General features: G+C 58.0%; 20 protein-coding genes and 1 pseudogene. 9 read left to right on the top strand and 12 right to left on the bottom strand.

Annotated elements, in window-relative coordinates; all coding sequences use genetic code 11:
- Window position 1 precedes the first annotated feature (1 nt).
- The 10 genes and pseudogenes from paaC to IE087_RS23830 form a co-directional block, all read right to left on the bottom strand.
- Window positions 2-763 (bottom strand): 1,2-phenylacetyl-CoA epoxidase subunit PaaC, encoded by a 762-nt coding sequence (gene paaC, locus IE087_RS20890; protein WP_189371339.1) that lies wholly within the window; start codon window positions 761-763, stop codon window positions 2-4.
- A complete protein-coding gene (gene paaB, locus IE087_RS20885) occupies window positions 763-1056 on the bottom strand; it encodes a 1,2-phenylacetyl-CoA epoxidase subunit PaaB (protein ID WP_189371338.1) in 294 nt (97 codons plus the stop codon). Before paaB ends, paaC begins: the two co-directional genes overlap by 1 nt.
- Window positions 1053-2030 (bottom strand): 1,2-phenylacetyl-CoA epoxidase subunit PaaA, encoded by a 978-nt coding sequence (gene paaA, locus IE087_RS20880; RefSeq protein WP_189371337.1) that lies wholly within the window; start codon window positions 2028-2030, stop codon window positions 1053-1055. Before paaA ends, paaB begins: the two co-directional genes overlap by 4 nt.
- Window positions 2031-2033: 3 nt before the next feature.
- Window positions 2034-3239, bottom strand: a complete 1206-nt coding sequence (gene pcaF, locus IE087_RS20875) for a 3-oxoadipyl-CoA thiolase (RefSeq protein WP_189371336.1) — start codon at window positions 3237-3239, stop codon at window positions 2034-2036.
- A 160-nt stretch (window positions 3240-3399) separates the two neighbouring features.
- Window positions 3400-5043: a GMC family oxidoreductase gene (locus IE087_RS20870; RefSeq protein ID WP_229801511.1), complete on the bottom strand. Its 1644-nt coding sequence runs from the start codon at window positions 5041-5043 to the stop codon at window positions 3400-3402.
- Window positions 5044-5071: 28 nt separating this feature from the next.
- Window positions 5072-5665 carry a carboxymuconolactone decarboxylase family protein gene (locus IE087_RS20865; protein WP_189371335.1) on the bottom strand — a complete coding sequence of 198 codons (594 nt, stop codon included), beginning with the start codon at window positions 5663-5665 and terminating at the stop codon, window positions 5072-5074.
- A gap of 86 nt (window positions 5666-5751) precedes the next feature.
- Window positions 5752-7161 (bottom strand): aldehyde dehydrogenase family protein, encoded by a 1410-nt coding sequence (locus IE087_RS20860; protein WP_189371334.1) that lies wholly within the window; start codon window positions 7159-7161, stop codon window positions 5752-5754.
- 98 nt (window positions 7162-7259) lie between these two features.
- Window positions 7260-8207 carry a helix-turn-helix domain-containing protein gene (locus IE087_RS20855; protein WP_189371333.1) on the bottom strand — a complete coding sequence of 316 codons (948 nt, stop codon included), beginning with the start codon at window positions 8205-8207 and terminating at the stop codon, window positions 7260-7262.
- A gap of 34 nt (window positions 8208-8241) precedes the next feature.
- A complete protein-coding gene (locus IE087_RS23615; protein WP_229801510.1) occupies window positions 8242-8580 on the bottom strand; it encodes a helix-turn-helix transcriptional regulator in 339 nt (112 codons plus the stop codon).
- 180 nt (window positions 8581-8760) lie between these two features.
- Window positions 8761-9207 (bottom strand): annotated as a pseudogene (locus tag IE087_RS23830) (AraC-like ligand-binding domain-containing protein); the annotation flags it as partial.
- 167 nt (window positions 9208-9374) lie between these two features.
- Here IE087_RS23830 and IE087_RS20845 point away from each other — a divergent pair.
- Both IE087_RS20845 and IE087_RS23825 read left to right on the top strand, forming a co-directional pair.
- Window positions 9375-10406, top strand: a complete 1032-nt coding sequence (locus IE087_RS20845; protein WP_189371331.1) for a carbon-nitrogen hydrolase family protein — start codon at window positions 9375-9377, stop codon at window positions 10404-10406.
- Between the two features lie 347 nt (window positions 10407-10753).
- Window positions 10754-11161, top strand: a complete 408-nt coding sequence (locus tag IE087_RS23825; RefSeq protein WP_444545924.1) for a GFA family protein — start codon at window positions 10754-10756, stop codon at window positions 11159-11161.
- Between the two features lie 91 nt (window positions 11162-11252).
- Here the strand turns inward: IE087_RS23825 and IE087_RS20835 are convergent, their stop codons facing one another.
- Together IE087_RS20835 and IE087_RS20830 are read right to left on the bottom strand one after the other, a co-directional pair.
- Window positions 11253-12197: a hypothetical protein gene (locus IE087_RS20835; RefSeq protein ID WP_189371329.1), complete on the bottom strand. Its 945-nt coding sequence runs from the start codon at window positions 12195-12197 to the stop codon at window positions 11253-11255.
- Between the two features lie 364 nt (window positions 12198-12561).
- Window positions 12562-13512 (bottom strand): LysR family transcriptional regulator, encoded by a 951-nt coding sequence (locus IE087_RS20830; RefSeq protein ID WP_189371328.1) that lies wholly within the window; start codon window positions 13510-13512, stop codon window positions 12562-12564.
- A gap of 68 nt (window positions 13513-13580) precedes the next feature.
- On the opposite strand from IE087_RS20830, the gene IE087_RS20825 reads away from it, so the two are divergent.
- From IE087_RS20825 to IE087_RS20795, 7 genes are all read left to right on the top strand, one after another.
- Window positions 13581-14636 carry a maleylacetate reductase gene (locus IE087_RS20825; protein ID WP_189371327.1) on the top strand — a complete coding sequence of 352 codons (1056 nt, stop codon included), beginning with the start codon at window positions 13581-13583 and terminating at the stop codon, window positions 14634-14636.
- A gap of 23 nt (window positions 14637-14659) precedes the next feature.
- On the top strand, window positions 14660-16441 hold the full coding sequence (locus IE087_RS20820) for an FAD-dependent oxidoreductase (RefSeq protein ID WP_189371326.1): 1782 nt from the start codon (window positions 14660-14662) through the stop codon (window positions 16439-16441).
- Window positions 16438-17313, top strand: a complete 876-nt coding sequence (locus IE087_RS20815; RefSeq protein ID WP_189371325.1) for an intradiol ring-cleavage dioxygenase — start codon at window positions 16438-16440, stop codon at window positions 17311-17313. The genes IE087_RS20820 and IE087_RS20815 overlap by 4 nt, the downstream gene beginning before the upstream one ends.
- 223 nt (window positions 17314-17536) lie before the next feature.
- Window positions 17537-18649, top strand: a complete 1113-nt coding sequence (locus IE087_RS20810; RefSeq protein ID WP_189371488.1) for an S-(hydroxymethyl)glutathione dehydrogenase/class III alcohol dehydrogenase — start codon at window positions 17537-17539, stop codon at window positions 18647-18649.
- Between the two features lie 14 nt (window positions 18650-18663).
- Complete coding sequence (locus tag IE087_RS20805; protein WP_229801509.1) at window positions 18664-19479, top strand: TolB family protein; 816 nt, start codon at window positions 18664-18666, stop codon at window positions 19477-19479.
- Between the two features lie 103 nt (window positions 19480-19582).
- Window positions 19583-20041: a (2Fe-2S)-binding protein gene (locus IE087_RS20800; RefSeq protein ID WP_308425486.1), complete on the top strand. Its 459-nt coding sequence runs from the start codon at window positions 19583-19585 to the stop codon at window positions 20039-20041.
- A 2-nt stretch (window positions 20042-20043) separates the two neighbouring features.
- Window positions 20044-22281, top strand: coding sequence for a xanthine dehydrogenase family protein molybdopterin-binding subunit (locus IE087_RS20795; RefSeq protein WP_189371322.1), 2238 nt, complete (start codon window positions 20044-20046; stop codon window positions 22279-22281).
- Window positions 22282-22323: the final 42 nt, after the last annotated feature.

Below are 22323 nucleotides of genomic sequence, written 5' to 3'. Positions count from 1 at the left end.
CTTACCACGTGGCTCCGGGATAAGACCGTTGCAGGTTTTGCATCGCGACAAGCATGTGGCCCAGGTGTTCGGTGTGCTGAAAGCCGGTTTTTCCACCTTTGTGTGTGAAGTCACCGTCTGGTACTTGCAACGTGGCTTCAGCCAGCACATCCGTGATCCGCGCCATGACAGCATCGCGCAAATCCGAAGATTTGGGTGCAATACCTTCCTCAGACATCGCTGTGTCAACAGCGTCGTCGGCGAACAGTTCACCAACATACGGCCAGAGCAGGTTGAGAGCATCCTGCATGCGATTGTGACTTTCGCCGGTGCCGTCGCCCAGGGCGATCACAGTCGTCGAAGACCGCTCAAGATGGTACGTAGCCTCTTTAACTGACTTTGCTGCGACCTCAGCAATTCGCTGGTCAGAGGATGTGATGAGGCGCTGCAACATTTCCACATGCCAGGCATCGAAGAGGAATTGCCGCAGTATCGTGACGCCGAAATCACGGTTCGGCTGTTCGACCAACAAGACATTGTGGAAGTTCCAGGCGTCGCGCAGCATGGCAAGATCGTCGGCGCTGCGCCCTTGGCCTTCGACCTCTGCCGCGAGGCCCAACCACATCTGAGTTTGGCCGATTAGATCTAGCGCGGTGTTGGCCAGGGCAATGTCTTCTTCCAGCACTGGGGCATGGCCGCACCATTCACTGACGCGGTGGCCCAAAACTAACGTGTTGTCGCCCATCCGGCAGAGGAATTCGAAAAGATCCGCAGTCTGTGCCATTACATCGCTCCCACTTCTTTGGGGATGTCAAAGAAGGATGGGTGGCGATACACCTTGGCCTCAGATGGCTCGTAGAGCGGTCCTTTGTCCGACGGCGATGAGGCTGTGATCTGCTGGGCTTGTACCACCCAGATGCTTACACCTTCATTGCGGCGCGTATAAACGTCGCGTGCGTTCAAAATTGCCGTTTCAGAATCGGCGGCGTGAAGCGAACCGACATGACGATGGCTCATTCCATGTTGGCCACGAATGAAGATTTCCCAAAGTGGCCATTCGTTGCGTTGCTGTGTCATTCTGCTGCTACCTTCATGGCTGATTTCTTGGTCGCGTGGGCCATCAGGCCCTCACGCACCCAGGCACCGTCGTCCCAGGCTTTGTTACGAGCGGCGAGGCGATCGGTATTGCAGGGACCATTGCCCTGGATCACATCAAAAAACTCATTCCAGTCCGGCTCGGAAAAATCGTAGCCGTTTTTTTCCTCGTTCCAGACAAGCTTGTCGTCAGGAACGGTCAGGCCCAAATACTCGGCCTGTGGAACTGTTTGATCGACGAACTTTTGGCGCAGTTCGTCATTGGTGTTCATCTTGATCTTCCAGCGCATCGACTGTTCCGAATGCACGCTGTCTTTGTCCGAGGGACCGAACATCATGAGTGCGGGGTACCAAAAACGATCCAGTGCGTTTTGCGCCATGCGCATTTGGGCCTCGGTTCCGCTGGCCATCTTCATCATGATGTCGAAGCCTTGGCGTTGGTGAAATGACTCTTCCTTGCAGATGCGGATCATCGCGCGGGAATAGGGGCCATAAGATGTGCGCTGCAGCGGAACCTGGTTCATGATGGCCGCCCCATCAACCAGCCAACCAACGGCGCCCATGTCGGCCCAGGTCAGGGTGGGGTAGTTGAAGATAGAACTGTATTTCATGCGTCCATCGAGCAGCATCTCGGTCAGCTCATCGCGGGTTACACCTAGCGTTTCGGCGGCGCAGTAGAGGTACAGGCCATGGCCCGCTTCATCCTGCACTTTCGCCAGAAGGATCGCCTTGCGCTCAAGCGTCGGGGCGCGCGTGATCCAGTTGCCTTCAGGCAGTTGACCAACAATCTCGGAATGCGCGTGCTGGCCGATCTGACGAATGAGTGTCTTGCGATAGCCAACGGGCATCCAATCTTTCGGTTCGATCTTTTCGCCCGCATCGATGCGCGCCTGAAAGGCGGCTAGCTTTTCGGGATCTTCTTGCGTTGCTTCGGATTTGACCATTTGTGCGTACATGCTTCAGACCCTTTCCAAAATCAGTGCAGTACCCTGTCCGACGCCCACACACATGGTGCAGAGCGCATAGCGGCCGTGACTGCGTTTCAATTGATGCGCGGCGGTCATCACGAGCCGAGCGCCGGTCATACCCAACGGATGCCCCATGGCGATGGCTCCGCCCTGCGGATTGACGCGCGGGTCGTCATCCGCGACGCCAAGCTGGCGCAAGGTGGCAAGGCCCTGGCTCGCGAAAGCTTCGTTCAACTCGATGATGTCCATCTGGTCGATGCTCAAGCCGGTGCGCGCTAAGACTTTCTCGGATGCGGGCGCCGGACCGATGCCCATCACACGTGGAGCGACACCAGCGGACGCCATGGCCACGACACGCGCAATCGGTGTCAGCCCATTGGCGTTGGCAGCGGTTTCGCTCGCGATCAGCAACGCAGCTGCGCCGTCGTTCACGCCGCTCGCATTGCCTGCCGTCACTGTCAGGTCGGGCCCGTTCACGCCCTTGAGCCTGCCAAGCTTTTCGACGTCCGTACCTGGACGAGGATGTTCGTCTGTCGTGACCACAACTGGGTCACCTTTGCGCTGCGGAACCTGCACGGGGACAATCTCGTCAGCAAACAGATCGGCATCCTGCGCCGCCGCCCAACGGTCTTGAGACCGGACCGCAAACGCATCCTGATCTGCACGAGAAATCTGATAGTCCTCTGAAACATTGTCAGCCGTCTCAGGCATTGAGTCGACGCCATAGGTGGCTTTCATCTTTGGGTTCACGAACCGCCAGCCAATGGTTGTGTCATAGACTGCGTTGCTCCGTGTGAATGCAGACCCAGCTTTGGGCATCACGAACGGTGCACGGCTCATGCTTTCGACGCCACCGGCAATCGTCAGGTCATAGTCGCCCGCCTTGATCCCGCGTGCTGCAAACCCGACTGCGTCCATACCTGAGGCGCAAAGGCGATTGACTGTCGTACCCGGTACGCTTTCCGGCAAACCTGCCAACAAAGCTGCCATGCGCGCGACATTGCGATTGTCTTCGCCCGCTTGGTTGGCGTCGCCGTAGATCACTTCGTCAACCTGCGCCCAATCGACATCTGGGTTGCGCGACATCAGGGCTTCAATCGGAAGCGCCGCAAGGTCGTCGGCACGCACTGAGGACAGGGCTCCACCATAGCGCCCGATGGGTGTTCTGACACCATCACAAATAAGGGCTTCGACCACGGTATTCTCCAATTCTTTCGCTGTGTTGATCTTTGGATAACGGGCTCCAAAGATTCGTTCAAGAAAAAAGTTACAGATTATGCAATGTTGTGTTTTTCTGTAACATATAATGCGAAAAGAAAGCCCCCGTGGACAGGGGCTTCTTCTCAACGCACTGATTTCAAGCGCTTTCCTTAATCATATCTGCGCCTTTCTCGGCGATCATATATGTAGGTGCATTGGTGTTCCCGGTGGGAACAACGGGCATAATCGACGCATCAACGACCCGTAGTCCTTCAAGACCGTGCACACGCAATTCGTGATCAACGACCGCGAATTCATCGTTGCCCATCTTACAGGTGCCGACCTGGTGATGATAGGATTGGACAGAGTTACGCGCGTAGTCCGCGAGCTCCTCATCCGTTTGCACTTCGGGACCGGGATAGATCTCGCGCGTTGTGATTTCGGCCAAAGCTGGTTGCTTGGCGACCTCCCGCATCATCTTGATGTTTTCGACGATGGTCCGGACGTCATACTGGGTCTCAAGCAGGTTGGGATCGAGCATCAGGGGATCGTCCACATTCGGTCCAGTCAGCCGTAACTCACCACGGCTTGTCGGACTGACACCGCCTGCGCAGAGCGTATAGGCTGAAGGCGTGACCGCTTCCTGCGTGTCGGCCGTATAGAGCGGCACGTGGAAGAACAGCGGCTGCATATCTGGTGCGGGTAAACGCGGGTCAGAGCGCATGAAAGCCTGAGCATGCAGAGGAATGACAGCGAGGTTCGTCGGAGGTGGTACGTCACCTTCGTAGATCACAGGTGCCAGTGAATGATCGTGCAGGTTTTTGCCAACGCCCGGGAGGTCGTGAACAACTTCGATTCCATGTTCTTCCAATTGCGCGCGTTCGCCGATGCCAGACAGCATCAACATTTTCGGGCTTTCAATCGTTCCACCGGCAAGGATCACCTCGCGCTTAGCGGTCACGACACGCTCTTCACCGTCTTGGATATAGGTGACGCCGGTCGCTGTCTTGCCGTCTAAATTGACCTTCTTGACCCGCGAATTGGTCAGCAGGCTGAGGTTCGACCGCTCGAGGGCAGGGCGCAGGAAAGCAACCGCACTGGAATGGCGTTGGCCGTCCTTCGTGTTCATTTGCGCGAAATTCACGCCTTCGGTGTCGGCACCATTGTAGTCTTCGTTGAACTTGTAACCGGCCTCGATGCATGCCTCGACAATGCGTTGCGTGGTCGGGTGGCGTTCATAGTCGGTTGTGACATGAAGCGGTCCGCCGACGCCGTGATACTCGTTTTCGCCGCCGTCGAAATCCTCAGATTTCTTGAAGTATGGCAGCACGCTTTCATAGTCCCAACCTGGGTTCCCTTGATAGGCCCAGTTGTCATAGTCCGTTGCATGACCACGCACGTACAACATGCCGTTCAGTGAACCAGATCCGCCGACGACTTTGCCGCGTGGCCAGTGAATGTTGCGGCCATTGCAGTGCTTTTGGGGGGCAGTGAAATAAGCCCAATCGTATTCGGTGTTCCACAATTCCAATAGACGAAGCGGGGTCGAGATCGCCTCAACGCCTTCTTCAGGCCCACCCGCCTCGATGATGAGAACAGAGACGTCCTCATTTTCCGTCAGGCGATGCGCTAGGACGCAGCCCGCAGATCCTGCACCGCAAATGATATAGTCAAACGCCCCAGTCTGGGCTTGGGCCGTATTCACCGAGGCACCGTAAATTCCGGGGGCAACCAGCAGCACCCCAGATGCCAATGAGGTCTTCCTCATGAAATCCCGGCGGTTCATCTTTGTATTTGTCATCGTCTTCCTCCCTTGACGGTGTTGCGGATTAGGCGTGCTTGCCGATTGACCAGCCTTGTTTGCCGATCCAGTTTTGCGCAGCATTTGCAGCGGGGCGTTCCAACGTGGTCGCCATTGTGTCGTTCCAGCGGTTGTAGAAAGACATCATCGCGATGAGGGCGATGATTTCAGCAATCTGGCCTTCGTCGAAGTGCGGACGTAACGCGTCAAACTCATCATCCGTGACCGAGTTTGGGTTTGTGTTTGCATTCTTTGCCACAGTCAGAGCCGCGCGTTCCGCTGCGCTGAAGGCAGAATGCGTTTCATATTCCATAACATTGTCGATCTGCTCTTGATTAACGCCGTGGCGTTCGATGAGGGCGACGTTATGGGCGATACAATACTGACAGCCTGCGGCGCGGGAGGTCATGTAGGTGACCAACATCCGTGTGTTCATCGGGAGCGTGTTGTTTTCCGACAGCATGATCGCTTGGGTCAGTTGTGCGATTGCCGCCAGAATTTCGGGCCGGCGTCCCATGGTCAGGTAGTCGTTAGGCAAGAACCCAAAGAATGCATCCAGATCGTTAAACAGTGAGGCAAAATCGCTGAGCTCATCACGCTCTAATGGTGTTAGCCTGGGCATTGCTGGGCCTCCTTGATGCTGTGGTGGATTTTGTGCAGGGACGGACGCTTCGTTGGTGCATCCGCCCCCACCAGGGAGAGATTGGATCAGCTGAAAATTACCTGAATATCCGTGTATTCCTGCAGGCCTTCTTCGCCAAATTCGACGCCGATGCCGGATTTCTTCACGCCGCCAAAGGGTGCGTTCGGCTGGATAGCGCCGTGTTTGTTGATCCATACGGAACCGCACTGCATCTTTGACGCGACCTCTTTTGCCTTTTCGATGTCTTGCGACCAGACGGAGCCACCAAGGCCATTTTCGGACTGATTGGCTTGCGCAATCGCGTCATCAACATGCGAGTATTTGATAATGGGTAGGGCAGGGCCGAACTGTTCTTCGCGCACAAGCGCGTCGTCATTTTCCAGATCCGCCACGATGGTCGGTGGAAAGAACAGACCTTCGCCTGGCTCACCGCCAAGCAGGACACGGCCTTTGTCTTTGGCAGCGTCAACGAGTTCTTTGACCTTGTTGAACTGCATCTGGTTTTGCACCGGGCCAAGGATCACGTCTTCGGACATACCGTCGCCCAGAGGGATGTTTTTGGCGAATGCGACCAGGTGCTCGCAAACTTCGTCATAGACATCTTCGTGGACATACAGCCGCTTCATGGCAGCACAGGTCTGACCGTTGTTGATGAAGCCGCCCCAGAACAAACCTTCGGCAATTTGGGCCGGATCAACGTCTGGCAACACGATGCCCGCGTCATTGCCGCCAAGCTCCAGCGTCATGCGTTTCATGGTCTCAGCCGCAGAGCGTGCGACTTTTTCGCCGGTCCCGATGGAGCCGGTGAAAACGATCTTCTTAATGTCGGGGTGGGAAGACATGCCCGCCCCAATCGACTCTGCACCATCGCTGCCGGTCACGCAGTTCACAACGCCAGCGGGCAGAACCTCATTCATGATTTCCACGAGACGAATGGTTGAGAGCGGCGTGTAAGGAGACGGTTTGATGACAACCGTATTGCCTGTGCGCAGTGCGGGCATCATGTGCCAGATGGCGATCATGACAGGGAAGTTCCAAGGCGTGATTGAGCCCACAACACCAAGCGGCTTGCGATGCAATTCGACCTGACCTTCGTTGTTGTCCTGCAGAACCTTCATCGGCAGGGACAGCCCACTCGTATATCCGGCCCACGCGCCTGCACCGCCCATTTCCCAACGGGATCCCAAACCGTTCAGCGGTTTGCCTTGCTCCAAAGTGATGAGTTGGGCCAGTTCTTCAGAATGCTCGGCAATCTTTGCCGTAACTTCTTCGCACGCCGCTTGAATGTCTTCGTCGCTTTTTTGGGACCAGGTCTCGAATGCAGCTGCCGCCGCTGCCACAGCCGCATCGAGGTCAACCAATTTTGCGTTGGGTGCTAAACCTACAATTTCGCCGGTGGATGGGTTTTTGACCTCAAAGGTTTCTTTGGTTTCGACAGACTGGCCCCCGATGACCATCGCGTACGTTTTTGCCATTTGGATGTCTTCCTCCGAACTGCGTCATGCCGGCGGCATAACTTTCGAGGAAGATGGCCATAATATGTGCATGCAGTCTTGGCATTGCGCGTCCGAACTTATTGCAAAACGCGACGCTCGCTGTGCCTTTGCTTTGGACTTTCTCCAAACCGAGCCCGATACTGACGATAGAACGTGGTCAGATCATTGAAGCCGCAGGCATATGCGATCTGCGAAACGTGGCCATCCAGCGCACCGGCGCGTCTGTTCAGCATAGTTTCTGCTGCTTCCACCCGCATGGCCTGCAAAGCAGTTCGCGGTGCTTCGCCGTGATCTTTAAATGCGCGCTGCAAATGGCGCAGGGAAACCCCTGTCAGATCAGCGAGGTGCTGAACAGTGAAGTCTGCATCGTGAAAGTTCTGAGCCATGGCATCGCGCGCGCGCTCCAGCAACAACGCATCAGGTGATGGTTTGCTGTCCTGCCCCAGACTTCGGTTCAATAGGAATGCGCCAAAAACACTATAGAAAGATTCGGTGATATGGGCTTGCCCGGTATCTGCCTGTTTCTGCAAAATCCCGGACAACAGAGCACGCATTGCACGCCCCAACGGGTCTTTGCGCGCGATCATGGTCCCGCCTTCAATGCGTGACTTGAACCGATGGCGCATTTCGTCTCTCGGCAGATGAAGCGAGATTTGATGGGACATCTCGCCGCCATAAGAGAACGTTGAGGTGCGCGCAGAATCCGCAATGAACATATCGCCAGGCGTGAGCGTGACCTCTTCCCCGGCTTGCTCCATGAGCGCATGCCCAAGGTCCTGCACGATCAGGAAATAGTGGTTCCCCGGGTCTTGTTTCAGACAGCGTTCCGATCGGCGGATGCGATTGGCGTTCTGCGTCACGAAAGCGAAGTCGAGACCTGAGCTGGTCGCTGTTGTCACACTACCACCAATAACTGGCGCACAATCGGCGTGCTCGACGCGAAACGCACCACAGACATTGTTCAGGCGTTGAATGAAGTCATCAACTTGAAGAGGCGATACGTTCTCTCTTTGCAAATAGTCCATCGGCGCGCCCTCCCAAACGCGGAAGCTGCGCGCATTACGATCCCAGGTTCGGGATCGCCCATCCTTTGTTTGATCTGTAGCGCGTCGGGGTCTGCCCGAACCGCGCCTTGAACTGGCGAGAGAAATGCTGCGCATTCTCGATCCCACGGCTGAACGCGATATCGGCAACAGGAACATGGGTCAGTCGCGGATCAGTCAGATCTGCACAAATGCCCTGAAGGCGTGCCTCGCGGATCTCGGATTGGATCGAACTGTTTTCTTCGGCGAAAAGCTCGTTCAAACGCCGAACAGATACACCAATGGCTTTACTAACATCTGTGCGGTTCAACTCTGACCGATTGCAGTTTTCAGCTATGAAACAACGTGCACGCATCAGGATTTTCTGTCCAGACTCGCGTATTTTGGTCTGACCGTTTTCAAGAGAGGCAAGTCCTGTCGCGATCAAGTCGATGACCGTGTCTTCCAGGCAAGCACGCATAACCGCATTTGATGAAGCGCCAAGCCCAATGATCTTTCGAATACTGAAGTATATCGCGGCCCCGACATCAACACTGACACGCTTCGCCGTCAAACTGTCAATACTGGGAAGACGCTTTCGAAGTGCGCAGTGAGGAACCTGCAAAACATGCTGTTGGAAGTCATCACATAGACGAAGCCGGTACGGGTCTGAACTGCGATAGGCCGCGAATTCTCCGGGATTGATGATGGTACTGCGTCCGCCCTGGCGAACCTCACACTGTTTTCTTACCTGAAAACTCAGCAACACGCTTTCATCGTCACATTGCGTGATGTCGCTGGCGCGACGTTGCACAACCTGACCGCTTCCCCATACTTTCGAGCTTCCGAAATTGGCAAATCTTTGGAGTGCGATGCCGCCGGCGAAGGCCTGCTTATTATCAGTGTCGCAGCTGAGTTTTGTGTAAGATGTGCAGACTGCATCTGACCAGTATGCAAAACGCTCGGGCGCTTTGACGTCATCAGTTTTGAAGACGAAATCCATCTCAAATTCTCTCGATTCGATGCGACATTCTGTCATGATACACATTTTTTAGAAATCTACAAAATAGTAACATTATAATCTTTCCCGCTCAAACGTGCAAACTGGCTTCGACACATTGTGATTAGGCTCTGGGGCATCATTTATCGGACCCAACAGGAGCACTACATATGACTGCACCATTCAAAGTCGCTGCCGTTCAAGCCGCACCCGCATTTCTGGATCTCAAGGCAAGCGTTGAGAAAGCCGTCAAGCTGATTGAAGAGGCCGCCGCGAAGGGCGCTAAAATCGTCAACTTCCCAGAAACATGGTTGCCTGGTTACCCTTGGTGGATCTGGCTCGATGCACCAGCGATGGGTATGCAATACGTTGCACCGTATTTTCAGAACTCCATCGAAGCTGGCAGCGACGAAGACCTTGCACTCGCAGAAGCGGCACGCAAGAACAACATCCAGGTCATCATGGGTGTGTCCGAACGCCATGAAGGGTCGCTTTATATGGGTCAATGGCACTACGATGCGCGCGGCAATGTTCTGTCCCGTCGACGCAAGCTAAAGCCCACACATGTTGAACGGGCTGTCTTTGGAGAAGGCGATGGTAGCGACATCATCGTTCATGAGACGGAACTTGGTCGCGTTGGTGCTCTTTGCTGCTGGGAACACCTACAACCGCTTACGAAGTACGCGATGTTCTCTCAAAATGAGCAGATCCACGCAGCGGCATGGCCCAGCTTCAGCGTCTATCGGGGCGGAGCCTATCAATTGGGCTCCGACGTGAATGTCGGCGCTGCGCGCCAGCATGCAGTCGAAGGCCAGTGTTTTGTTCTGTCCGCTTGTGCGACCGTTTCGAAAGAGATGATCGAAATGATGTGCGACACCGAAGCGAAGCGTCAATTCCTCCTCGAGGGTGGCGGGTTTGCTAACATCTTCGGTCCTGATGGCCAAACACTCGCCGAACCACTTGCTGAGACTGAAGAGGGCATTCTGATCGCTGAAATCGATCTCAACATGATTGCCATCGCCAAAGCAGCAGCGGACCCAACGGGCCACTATTCTCGCCCCGATGTGTTCCGTCTGATGTTCAATCGCAGCAAGAACCCACGCGTCATGAACTTCGACGAAGGGTTGCAGGCTGTGAATACTGACGACGTCGTGACCAAAGCCGAAGCTCAGTTGGATGCAGTGACTGAGCAGATCAAGTAAGTCTAACCTTTGGTAAAATTATCAGACGAAAGCCCGGCAGTTTTCGCCGGGCTTTTTTGAGGTTCCTTTCGCCAGTGAAGTCGAGCGACCCTCGCTCCAGAAGTTTCCTAAAACTCAGCTCCGAATGGTGGACTAGGCGGCTCTTCGGCCTCCGATGACCAGTTCCCGAAAGTGTCGGTATCGCGGGACGATACCGCCCTTTCGCTGCGGCTGCGCTAATGTCCGTTTTGATAACGAAATAGGCAGCCTAAGTTACAAATTGGGTTTTCAAGATGGACAATTCCCGTCTGGTTGTCTTTGTTCGTTTGAAGACAGGTAGATTGTCTGAATGACGTCGGAGCTAAAACTTGCCCTTCAAAGCACAGTGCGCCTGCAAAGCCGTCTCGATAGAATTGGCCAATGAACCGCTTCGCTGTTTCGTGTGCCATTGCGACTATTGCCAACGTATGACCGGCTCGGTGGGAAACGCCGTTGCGCTCTTTCGAGAAGAAGACGTTGTGGCAGTGTCAGATGCCCACGAGCTCGATCCAGAAATGGATAAGTGGCCGGGCCTCAAGCGTTACGTCTGTCCCAAGTGCTATTCGAACGTCCATTGGGTGAACCCGAAAATGTACCCTGGGATGCGATTGGTGTCCCTTGGCTGCCTCGATGACCCATCAGCTTTCGAACTGACTAGCACGGTGCAGAACCAATATCGGCCAAGGTGGTGCCCACAGCTAGAGGCGGAGAACGCCTTTGACGCGTACCCGCAATAGGGTGTTTCTGCTTGACGACCGCCCTATGCACCGGCTTAGAACAGCGGTTTGAGCGCGACAAGCTCGTCCATCATAAAATCGACAAAGCGCCTTACTCTACCGTTTTACGCAGCAAAACAAGGTTGTCGAGCACAAGGTTCGAGGACCAAATGAAGTCGGCATCTGCACCGGGCGTATCAAATAAGTCTTCGAAATTTGTGAAGGCCTTCTTGTTCTTCACGCCAACTGTGTCGTTGCTGAATGTAGACGCCGCAGGCCAAACACTGTCGTCGAATGACGGCATCATCCAGTCGGACGGAACGGTCCAGTGTGCTGCTGAATAACCCGTTGCATTGTCTACACCCTCTTGACTGCACGCAGAGCTATCGCGGGATGGGCCATCCACGACAAGGCAGCTGCGATCATTAAGGGGGGATGTGTAAAACGTCTGCGCGCGCCAAGTGTCATCTGTAATCGCGACGGTCTGGCCCTTCGCATCCTGAATATGCGCGACAAGTCCGCCATCACCGGGGTGGAAGGCCTTGCCACGATTGTCTTCGGAACCAAGTCCAAGGTTTTCTTCCCAGTCCACCATCATGATGGCCAGCGTCACGGGACGGTCTGCCGTGAAGCGCACGAGATTTGAATTGAATTTGGTGAATGGGACCTCATCAACCGCAATCAATGTGCCGTTCACGTAAAGTTCAAAGTAGTTATCCGCGAAGATATATGCCGTGAACTCCTCGCTACCGCCTGCATCCATCAGGGGAACAGAGTCGAGGTCAATCTCCGCTGAGGACCCCAATTGGTCGCCTCCGCATTCATTGAAGAGGTCAGCGGCAAATGGAACGGTCCCGTAGTTCGTCGCGGCCGGGACGGTCCAAACTGTGCCATCGTCAGACGTAATCTCACCAACTGCACTTGGGCGCGTCCCTGGCCCACAATCAAACAGTCCGGGATTGATTTCAGTGGCAAGGCCTGTCGTGAATGTTGCTTCTTGAGCGGCCACTCCGATGGGAGCCACTATGAGCAAGATACCTGCAAGTGCGTATTTCATGGTAACGTATCTCCTTGACCTTTTTATTTTCCAACACGTTATCCACTCATACTGTTGAAAAGCGTGAACTACGCGCCCCGACACTGAACTCATAACTGTCGAACTGCAATGGCAGCCGTTCCTGCGCCACGCAGCATCGGGTAAAATGGGCTCAAAACTGACATTTGCCGCAACTGCGAGCCCCCGGGGTTAGTTCTTGACGTAGAGATCCACTTCTTCCGAAGACTTACAGTGCCGCATTCCAACGCGTGCCTGAAGCGCTTCCTGTCTGCCAATCCATGCACAGACCTATGCTCACAAAAGCCCGCCTCACGGCGGTCGGTCGCGTCGTCTTACCAGCCTTGTTGTCCACACGTCCCGAAACTCACGCCCGCCACACCGAATTCTGCTGTGCGTGCGAGATCGACCGCGCCAGCGCCTTGAATTCGGACGCGATGTAGCGATGAAACCGGCGCACGGCAGGGCGCACCGGTCGGTCGGTGGGGCTGATGATCCCAAGGTTGCGCGGCACATGTTTGATGCGGATGTCCAGCGCCGTCAGCGCCTTTTGCTGCCGCATCATGAAGATGACCGAATAGGGCAGGATCGTCAGGCTGTCCGACCCTTCCAGCACCGTGCGCACAGCGCTGATCGACCCGCCCGAGAAGCTCACCTTTACATCGTCCACCTCGATCTCGTGCAGGATGGCGCGCAGGTCCTGATAGAGCGGGCTGTTCGTGGGGGGTGCGATCCATGGGTAATTGGCGATGTCCTCCAACCGCAACGCCCGCTTCCGGGCCAAGGGGTGACCCATCCGGCAGGCAATGACATTGCGGCCCTGCAAAATCTCTTCAAAGGCAATCGGCTCGGGCAGGTCGCCTGGGGGCAGGGGGCAGATGGCCAGATCAAGCGCGCCGCTTTCCACATCACGCATCAGCGTCTCAGCATAGCCATAGCTCTGGTCGATCCGCACATTGGGATGCGCCTGCTGGAACCCTGCGATCATCGTTGCAATGACGGCGTCCATGAAAACCGGTGTGCCGGCCACACGCACGGCCCCGGTCTTGCCGCCAATATACAAATCGGCCTGCACGGAGGCCTCGCCGCTGGCCTGCCAGATAATACGGCCCTGCGCGGCCAGCGCCGCACCAAGTTCCGTCGGCACAAGCGGTCTGCGTCCCTTCTCGAACAAGGGCTGACCCAAGCGGGCCTCCAGGGCGGCCAGGGTCCTGGACAAGGACGGCTGTGACTTCCCCAGCGCATGCGCCCCGGAGGTCAAACCGCCCTCGTCCACGACGGCGGCCAGCATGAGCAGGTGATTGGGATCCAATTGCATAGCATTGAGTTATATTGCGTCCTACAATTCGCATCAACATAATCCTTTGAGCGCTGTAGCCTTTGCGCATGCTCAATCAATCGTCCCTCTCAATTCCTCGCGTGCGCTTCGGCCCGGGTCTGCGCCACTCGGTCGGGGAAGAGGTCGCACGACTCGGCTGCAAACACGCCCTCGTCCTCTCGACCCCGCAGCAATGCGACAGCGCAATGCAGGTCGCCGAAGCGTTGGGCGATATGGCCGCTGGTATCTTTGCCCGCGCTGCCATGCATACCCCCGTTGATATCAGCGAAGAGGCAGTCGCTCATCTGAACGACGTGAAGGCAGATTGCGTCATTGCCATCGGCGGCGGTTCCACCACGGGCCTCGCCAAAGCCATCGCCCTGCGCACAGACGTGCCGCAAATCGTGATCCCCACCACCTATGCCGGGTCCGAAGCGACGCCCATCCTCGGCCAGACCGAAAACGGCATCAAAACCACGCTGACAGACCCCAAGGTCCAGCCCGAAACCATCCTCTACGACCCCGAACTCGTCACGTCGTTACCCACGGCTATGACCGTCACCTCCGCCCTCAATGCCATCGCCCACGCGGCCGAGGCGCTTTATGCCGAAAACCGGACCGACCACAGCACCGCCCTGGCGATCGAAGGGATGCAGCACTTTGCGGACGGCCTCCCTGCAGTGCTCGAAAACCCGGCCGACGTGACGGCCCGGGAAAAGACACTGCGCGGCGCCTATGCCTGCGGGGCAGTCCTGGGGCAGGTGGGCATGGCCCTGCACCACAAGCTTTGCCACACGCTTGGCGGCAGCTTCGATCTGCCCCACGCCGACACGCATGCCATCATCCTGCCCCACGCGATCCACTACAACGCTCAAGCAGTGCCTGACCTGCTCAAACCCATCACCGACATCTTCGGTGGCACGGCCGCCGGTCCGGCGCTGCACGCCTTTGCCACGAAAATGAACGCACCCCTCGCGCTCCAAGACCTCGGCGTCACGGCAGATCAGCTTGACCACGCCACCGACCTTGCCACTCAAAAACCCTATCCAAATCCCGCGCCCATCACGCGCGACGGGATCCGCCAATTACTGCAAGCCGCCTGGACCGGCACCGCACCCACCTGAACGCCACTCTCTGGGAGGAACACATGGCCGACATCACAACAGACGTCCTGATCATAGGAACAGGCCCCGCCGGTTCTGCCACTGCCGCGCTGCTGTCCACCTATGGCATCGATAATATGGTGGTGAACCGTTACCGCTGGCTGGCCAACACGCCGCGGGCCCACATCACCAACCAGCGCACGATGGAGGTGCTGCGCGATCTGGGGCGCGAGGTCGAGGACGAGGCCTATATGCACGCCACCGAACAAGACCTCATGGGCTCTAACGTTTTCTGTGAAAGCCTCACAGGCGAGGAACTGGGGCGCATCCAGACATGGGGCACACACCCGCTGTCCCGCGCGGAACACGACCTGTCATCGCCCAGCAAGATGAACGACCTGCCGCAAACCTTCATGGAGCCGCTGCTGTTCAAAACCGCCTGCTCCCGCGGGACGCAAGCCCGCATGTCCTGCGAGTACCAAAGCCACGAGGCAGACGGCGAAGGGGTCACCACAACCCTGCTGGACCGGCTGACAAACAAAACTTTCACGGTCCGTTCAAAGTATCTGATCGGCGCCGATGGCGGGAACTCCCAAGTCACTGAAAACACCGGCCTGCCGATTGAGGGCAAGATGGGCGTCGCCGGCTCCATCAACCTCCTGTTCAAGGCCGACCTCAGCCAACATGTCGCCCACCGCCCCTCGGTCCTCTACTGGGTGATGCAACCGGGCTCGAACGTGGGTGGCATCGGCATGGGCGTCGTGCGCATGGTCCGGCCGTGGAACGAATGGCTTGCCATCTGGGGCTACGATATCGAAGGGGAACGGCCCGAACTTAATGATGATGAGGCCAAGAAAATCATCCGCGATCTGGTTGGCGATCCCGGGCTTGAGATTGAAATGCAGGGCATCAGCTACTGGACGGTGAACGACGCTTACGCGACGCAGATGTCCAAGGGGCGCGTGTTCATCATGGGCGATGCAGCCCACCGGCACCCACCGTCGAACGGGCTGGGCTCCAACACTTCAATCCAGGATGCCTTCAATCTCAGCTGGAAACTTGCTGCTGTTCTCAAGGGGCAGGCGGGCGAGGGGCTGCTGGATACCTACAACACAGAACGTGCGCCCGTGGCGAAACAGATTGTCACCCGCGCCAACCAGTCCATCGGTGAATTTGGCCCAATTTTTGAGGCTCTGGGCCTGATCGACCATACGGACCCCGACGTGATGCAGGCCAACATGGAAAAACGCTGTGACAGCACACCAGAGGCCGAAACCCAGCGGGCGGCCTTGCGCGAGGCCATCGCCTTCAAGAAATACGAGTTTGACGCCCACGGGGTCGAGATGAACCAGCGCTACCGTTCGGATGCGGTGGTGACGGACGGGCAGATGGAACCGGCCTTCGATCTGGATCACGAGTTGCACTACCAGCCTACCACATGGCCGGGCGCGCGGTTGCCTCATGTCTGGCTTTTTGATCAGCACGGTACCAAGCACTCGACGCTGGACCTGACGCAGGGCGGCTTTGCCCTGATCACTGGCCTCAATGGCCGGGCATGGGCCGACGCGGCGCAAGACGTCGCGGGTCAGATGGGCATCAAGTTGACCACCCATGTCATTGGCCCGCGCCAACCCCTCGTCGATCACACCGGTGACTGGGCCCGCGCCCGCGAAGTGGGTGAGGCGGGCTGTGTCCTTGTGCGCCCTGACCATCACGTCGCGTGGCGTGCCGAGGGCATGATGGACAATCCCCAAGCTGAACTGGAACGGGTTCTTGGTGCGATCCTCGCCCAGAACACACACGCCAAGCAGGAGGCCATGGCATGAGCAACGCCCACGACGGATACTTCACCGAAGAAAATTCCGCCGAGGTGGTCAACGCCCGCACCACCACCGACAACGCGCGGCTGGCGCAGGTGATGGAGGCAATCGTGCGCCACATGCACGCCTGCGTGAAAGAGATCGAACCGACGGACGAGGAATGGTTCAAGGCTATCATGTTCCTGACCGAGACAGGCCATATGTGCACCGACTGGCGACAGGAATTCATCCTGCTCAGCGATACGCTGGGTGTCTCCATGCTGGTTGATGCAATCAACAACCGCAAACCTTCCGGCGCGTCGGAATCGACGGTGCTTGGCCCCTTCCACTTGCCCGATGCGCCGGAACTGCCCATGGGGTCGAATATCTGCCTCGATGAAAAAGGTGTGCCGATGCTAGTCAAGGGGCGCATCTTGGATACGGACGGCAACCCCATCGACAAGGTCAAGATCGACGTCTGGCAGGCCAATGACGAAGGGTTCTACGACGTCCAGCAAAAGGGCATCCAACCCGACTTCAACCTGCGTGGCGTGTTCCGCACGGGCGACGACGGTGCCTACCACTTCAAAGGGGTGAAGCCGAAATACTACCCTGTCCCCGACGATGGCCCCGTGGGCAAGCTGATGGGCGCGCTGGGCCGCCATCCGTACAGGCCCGCGCATCTGCACTACATCCTCGAAGCCGACGGGTTCGAGACGCTGACCACCCACATCTTCGATCCCGATGACCCCTACATCCACTCGGACGCGGTGTTTGGGGTCAAGGAAAGCCTGATGGCGAAATTCGACCTGATCGAAGACGCGGGCAAGATAGCCGAGGCTGGCATGGACGGCCCTTACTATGAGGTCGCGCACAACTTCGTCTTGGCCCGCATCTAAGATCCGGCTCTCCCAAGGGGGCTGTCTGCCCCCTCGGCGCCTTGCGCCTCACCCCCGAGGGTTTTCTGGAAACAGGGAAGGGGGGATATCCGTCCAAGCTTCCCTGTTTCAAAAAATCCTCCCCGAAGGGTCGATGCATCACTAGCGCCGACGCTTTCCATTTGACAGACTGACTTTCCGCTGGCTCACATGCTTCAAACACCGAACGGAAGGACAGACCATGATGAGAACCCGCGCCGCCGTTGCCCTCGAAGCTGGCAAACCGCTTGAAATCATGGAGGTGAACCTCGACGGCCCCCGCAAGGGCGAGGTGCTGGTCGAGATCAAGGCCACCGGCCTGTGCCACACGGATGAGTTCACTCGCTCCGGCGCCGACCCCGAAGGGATCTTCCCCGCCATCCTCGGCCACGAGGGCGCGGGCGTGGTCATCGAAGTGGGCGAAGGGGTCACGACGCTCGAAGTGGGCGACCACGTCATCCCGCTCTACACGCCTGAATGCCGTGAATGCGAGTACTGCCTGAACCCGAAAACGAACCTCTGCCAGAAGGTGCGCGCGACCCAAGGGGCAGGCCTGCTGCCCGACGGCTCCACCCGCTTCTCCATGCTCGATGGTACGCCAATCCACCACTACATGGGCTGCTCCACCTTCGCCAACCACACGGTTGTGCCCGAGATTGCACTGGCCAAGGTCCGCAAGGACGCGCCCTTTGACAAGATCTGCTATATCGGCTGCGGCGTCACCACCGGCATCGGCGCGGTGATCAACACGGCCAAGGTGGAGATCGGATCGCGCGCCATTGTCTTCGGCCTCGGCGGCATCGGCCTCAACGTGATCCAGGGCCTGAAAATGGCAGGCTGCGACCAGATCGTGGGCGTCGACCTCAACGACAGCAAGGTCGAGATGGCGGAACATTTCGGCATGACCGATTTCGTGAACCCGTCCAAGGTCGAGGGCGACATGGTTGCGCACCTCGTTGAACTCACCAATGGCGGGGCGGATTATACCTTCGATGCCACCGGCAACGTGGACGTCATGCGCACAGCGCTGGAAGCGGCGCACAAGGGTTGGGGGGAATCGATCATTATCGGCGTCGCCCCGGCGGGCGCCGAAATCTCAACCCGCCCCTTCCAGCTGGTCACGGGCCGCGTCTGGCGGGGCACGGCCTTCGGCGGGGCCAAGGGGCGCACCGACGTGCCGAAAATCGTGGACTGGTACATGGACGGCAAGATCGAGATCGACCCGATGATCACCCACAAACTCACGCTGGACGAAATCAACCATGGCTTTGATCTGATGCATGAAGGCAAGTCGATCCGCGCCGTCGTCGAGTTTTGAAACCACAAAGCTTCGTGGTCCTGCACGACGTCGCCACCGGCGTCGAGCATGTTGTCCATGAAACGCCCGACCTGATCGAGGCACCGAACTGGTCCCCCTGCGGGACCTTTTTGGTTCTGAACGGCGGGGGGCGGGTGTTTCGTCTGACCCTTGCCGATGGCGCCATTCAATGGATCGACACCGGGTCGCTCAAGGCCCTGAACAACGATCACGGGATTTCGCAGGATGGCAAAACGCTGGTGGTCAGCGAAAGCCCGGGGCGCGGCACGTCCTGTATCTACACATTGCCCATCGCAGGCGGTGCGCCGCAGCGGGTGACGCCGCTGGTCCCATCATACTTTCACGGCTGGTCGCCAGATGGCGCAACGCTGACCTACACGGCGCAGCGCGATGGCCTGTTCCAAATCTTCACCATCCCGGTCACGGGAGGGGACGAAACGCAACTGACCTCCGGGCCGGGGCACAAGGACGGCCCGGATTACGCGGCTGATGGGCAATGGATCTGGTTCAACTCGGATCACCACAGTGCAACACCGGACATCTGGCGCATCCGCACCGACGGCACGGACCTGCAGCAGATGACGGATGACGCACCGGTCAACTGGTTCCCACACCCTTCGCCGGATGGGCGCAATGTGCTATACTTGGCCTATCCCGAAGATGTTGAGGGCCACCCCCGTGGCGAAGAAGTTGCACTAAAGCTGATGCCGCAAGACGGCGGTGCGGCACGAACCCTAGTTGAGTTTTATGGCGGGCAGGGATCAATCAACGTGCCCAACTGGTCGCCGGACGGAACACGTTTCGCCTATGTGCGCTATGCGCGCGCCTAAATGACTTGGCGTCATATTCACCTCGATTGGCGCGATCTGCAAGTTACTATCGGGCAGCCCTGACTTATCTTCTTAGTGAAATCGATCCAATCAGGAGCACGTGATGAAACTCACGGTCAACGGAACAGAACACGAGGTGGATGTCGAAGACGACATGCCCCTGCTTTGGGTCCTGCGGGACGAGCTGAACATCAAGGGTGTGAAATACGGCTGCGGTGTCGCGCAATGCGGGGCCTGCACCGTGCATATTGACGGCGAAGCGGTGCGCTCTTGCCAGACCGCGGCGGCGGATGTCTGGGGCGACGTGACCACGATCGAAGGGCTCGGCACGCCCGACGCCATGCACGCGGTGCAACAGGCGTGGGTCGAGCATCAGGTCGCCCAATGCGGCTACTGTCAGTCCGGCCAGATGATGCAGGCGGCGTCTTTGCTGGCGATCAACCCGGCACCGACAGACGCGGATATCGACGACGCGATGAACGGCAATCTCTGCCGCTGCGGGACCTATCCACGTATCCGCGCCGCCGTCAAAACCGCTGCCACCAAGCTGCAGGAGGCGTAATCATGGGCCGTATCGGAAAAATCGCGCGTCGCACCTTTCTTGTGGGGTCTGCTGCCGTCGTGGGTGGCGTCGCTTTTGGCTACTACGCCTACAAACGCCCCGTTTCGAACCCGCTTTTGAATGATCTGGCAGAGGGCGAGGCGGCGCTGACGCCCTACGTCAAGATCGACAGTACCGGCATCACGCTCATTACCCCGCGTGCCGACAGCGGGCAGGGGGCCTACCACGTGCAGGCCGCCCTGATTGCGGAAGAACTGGATGTTGAACTGGATCAGGTCAGTGTCGATCCCGGTATGCCTGACCCCGCCTATTACAACACGGCTTTGAGCGCCGAGGCGGCGCCCTTCCGATCCACCGATGACGGTTTTGCCGCTGATACGACGCGCGGGATCATGGACGCGATGATGAAGTTCATGGGCATGCAGATCACCGGCGGGTCTACCACTGTGCCCGACAGCTTTGAGAAGCTGCGCCTTGCCGGGGCCGTCGCGCGTGAAACGTTGAAAGCAGCTGCAGCGCAACAGACGGGGGCGAATGTTGCCGATCTCAAGACGGAAAAAGGCGCGGTGATCCTGCCTGGTGGGGGCACGCTGGCCTATACCGAGCTGGCGGCGACTGCGGCGACCATGGACCCGGTCAACGATGTGGTCTTGCGCGATCCCTCGACCTGGCGGCTTGTCGGGAAAGAGATGGAGCGCGTTGATATTCTTGCCAAATCCACAGGCACACAACGCTACGGCATCGACTTCGAAGTCGAAGGTATGGTGCATGCCTCTGTCCGAACCAGCCCGCGCCGCGGCATGATGAACGGCTTTGACGCGGAAGCTGCGCGCGTGATGCGGGGCGTGATCGACGTGGTGCAGGTGACCGATGGTGTCGCGGCTGTGGCCGACAACACATGGCGGGCCATTCAAGCGGTGAATGCCATCGACGTTGATTGGGGCCCGGCGCCCTATCCGGCTGAGCAGGACGCGCATTGGCAGGCCCTGTCCGACAGCTTTAATGCTGACCAGCAAGACAGCCGTTTCCGTGATGACGGAGACGTGGACGCTGTATTGGAAGGTGCCGAGGTGATCGAGGCCGAGTACCGCGCGCCCTATCTCGCCCACGCGCCCTTGGAGCCGATTTCGGCCGTTGTGCAGGTCACGGAAACCCGTGCGGATGTGTGGACCGGTACTCAGATTCCGCGCTTTGTGCAGACCAATGTGGCGAAGCTGACCGGGCTCAATGCCGATCAGGTCTTTGTCCATGTGTTGATGATGGGTGGCAGTTTCGGTCACCGTCTTGAGGACCGGGTCGTGCGCGAAGCCACTGAAATTGCAATGCAAATGAAGGGCACACCCGTCAAGCTGACCTACAGCCGCGAAGAGGACACGATCCAGAACGATACCCGTCAGATCGCCATGGCGCGGGGGCGGGGCGTGGTGAAGGACGGTAAGGTCGAAGCCTATGACCTCGGCATCGCCATGCCCTCGGTCGTGGCCAGCCAGATGGGCCGCCAGGGTCTACCTGTCCCGGGTCCCGACCTGCAAATCGTCGCGGGCGCGTGGGAGCAACCCATGCAGATCCCCAACTACCGCGTCACCGGCTACCGGGCACCGGAACTGGCGCCGGTCTCAAGCTGGCGGTCGGTGGGAGCGTCGACCAACGGGTTCTTCCACGACGTCTTTCTGGACGAGCTGATCCATGCGGCGGGCGCCGATCCGATGGAGGAGCGGATGCGGTTGTGCTGGCACGATCCGTCCCGCAAAACCTTGGAGGCCGTTGCCGAAATGTCTAATTGGGGCAGTGACTTGGGGCCAAACAAGGGCCGCGGCGTTGCCTTTTGCATGTCCTTTGGTGTCCCCACGGCGGAGGTCGTGGAGGTCACGGATGTGGACGGTGCGATCAAGATCGACAAGGTCTGGGTGGCCGCCGAAGTGGGCCGTGTGATCGACCCGATCAACTTTGAAAACATGGTGCAGGGCGGGATTGTCTGGGCCTTGGGCCACGCCATGAACTCCGAGATCACGTATTCTGACGGCATGGCTGAACAGCGGAATTACTATGATTTCGAGGGCATGCGCCTGTCGCAAGCGCCCGAGATTTTCGTGCGTGGACTGGAGAATGGCGACACTGTACGCGGCATGGGTGAGCCCATGGTCCCCCCGGCGGCGGCCGCGCTGTCCAACGCGATCTTTGCGGCGACTGGACGGCGAGTTCGCGAGATGCCAATGAACAAACATATCGATTTTGTTTGAGTGGCCGGGCGCACCAATAGGTGCGCCTTACAGATGAAAAAA

It is taken from the genome of Tateyamaria omphalii, assembly GCF_014651375.1.
GTDB classification, from domain to species: Bacteria; Pseudomonadota; Alphaproteobacteria; order Rhodobacterales; family Rhodobacteraceae; genus Tateyamaria; species Tateyamaria omphalii.
Note: the sequence above shows the minus strand (reverse complement) of the source record. Positions and strands in the feature narration are given on the sequence as shown.

Bases quoted from the DNA above. Each gene is read 5' to 3' on its own strand.
- paaC (WP_189371339.1), bottom strand. From the start codon at position 763: ATGGCACAGACTGCGGATCTTTTCGAATTCCTCTGCCGGATGGGCGAC.
- paaB (WP_189371338.1), bottom strand. From the start codon at position 1,056: ATGACACAGCAACGCAACGAATGGCCACTTTGGGAAATCTTCATTCGT.
- paaA (WP_189371337.1), bottom strand. From the start codon at position 2,030: ATGTACGCACAAATGGTCAAATCCGAAGCAACGCAAGAAGATCCCGAA.
- IE087_RS20870 (WP_229801511.1), bottom strand. From the start codon at position 5,043: ATGACAAATACAAAGATGAACCGCCGGGATTTCATGAGGAAGACCTCA.
- IE087_RS20865 (WP_189371335.1), bottom strand. From the start codon at position 5,665: ATGCCCAGGCTAACACCATTAGAGCGTGATGAGCTCAGCGATTTTGCC.
- IE087_RS20860 (WP_189371334.1), bottom strand. From the start codon at position 7,161: ATGGCAAAAACGTACGCGATGGTCATCGGGGGCCAGTCTGTCGAAACC.
- IE087_RS20855 (WP_189371333.1), bottom strand. From the start codon at position 8,207: ATGGACTATTTGCAAAGAGAGAACGTATCGCCTCTTCAAGTTGATGAC.
- IE087_RS23615 (WP_229801510.1), bottom strand. From the start codon at position 8,580: ATGCGTGCACGTTGTTTCATAGCTGAAAACTGCAATCGGTCAGAGTTG.
- IE087_RS20845 (WP_189371331.1), top strand. From the start codon at position 9,375: ATGACTGCACCATTCAAAGTCGCTGCCGTTCAAGCCGCACCCGCATTT.
- IE087_RS20835 (WP_189371329.1), bottom strand. From the start codon at position 12,197: ATGAAATACGCACTTGCAGGTATCTTGCTCATAGTGGCTCCCATCGGA.
- IE087_RS20830 (WP_189371328.1), bottom strand. From the start codon at position 13,512: ATGCAATTGGATCCCAATCACCTGCTCATGCTGGCCGCCGTCGTGGAC.
- IE087_RS20825 (WP_189371327.1), top strand. From the start codon at position 13,581: ATGCTCAATCAATCGTCCCTCTCAATTCCTCGCGTGCGCTTCGGCCCG.
- IE087_RS20820 (WP_189371326.1), top strand. From the start codon at position 14,660: ATGGCCGACATCACAACAGACGTCCTGATCATAGGAACAGGCCCCGCC.
- IE087_RS20815 (WP_189371325.1), top strand. From the start codon at position 16,438: ATGAGCAACGCCCACGACGGATACTTCACCGAAGAAAATTCCGCCGAG.
- IE087_RS20810 (WP_189371488.1), top strand. From the start codon at position 17,537: ATGAGAACCCGCGCCGCCGTTGCCCTCGAAGCTGGCAAACCGCTTGAA.
- IE087_RS20800 (WP_308425486.1), top strand. From the start codon at position 19,583: ATGAAACTCACGGTCAACGGAACAGAACACGAGGTGGATGTCGAAGAC.
- IE087_RS20795 (WP_189371322.1), top strand. From the start codon at position 20,044: ATGGGCCGTATCGGAAAAATCGCGCGTCGCACCTTTCTTGTGGGGTCT.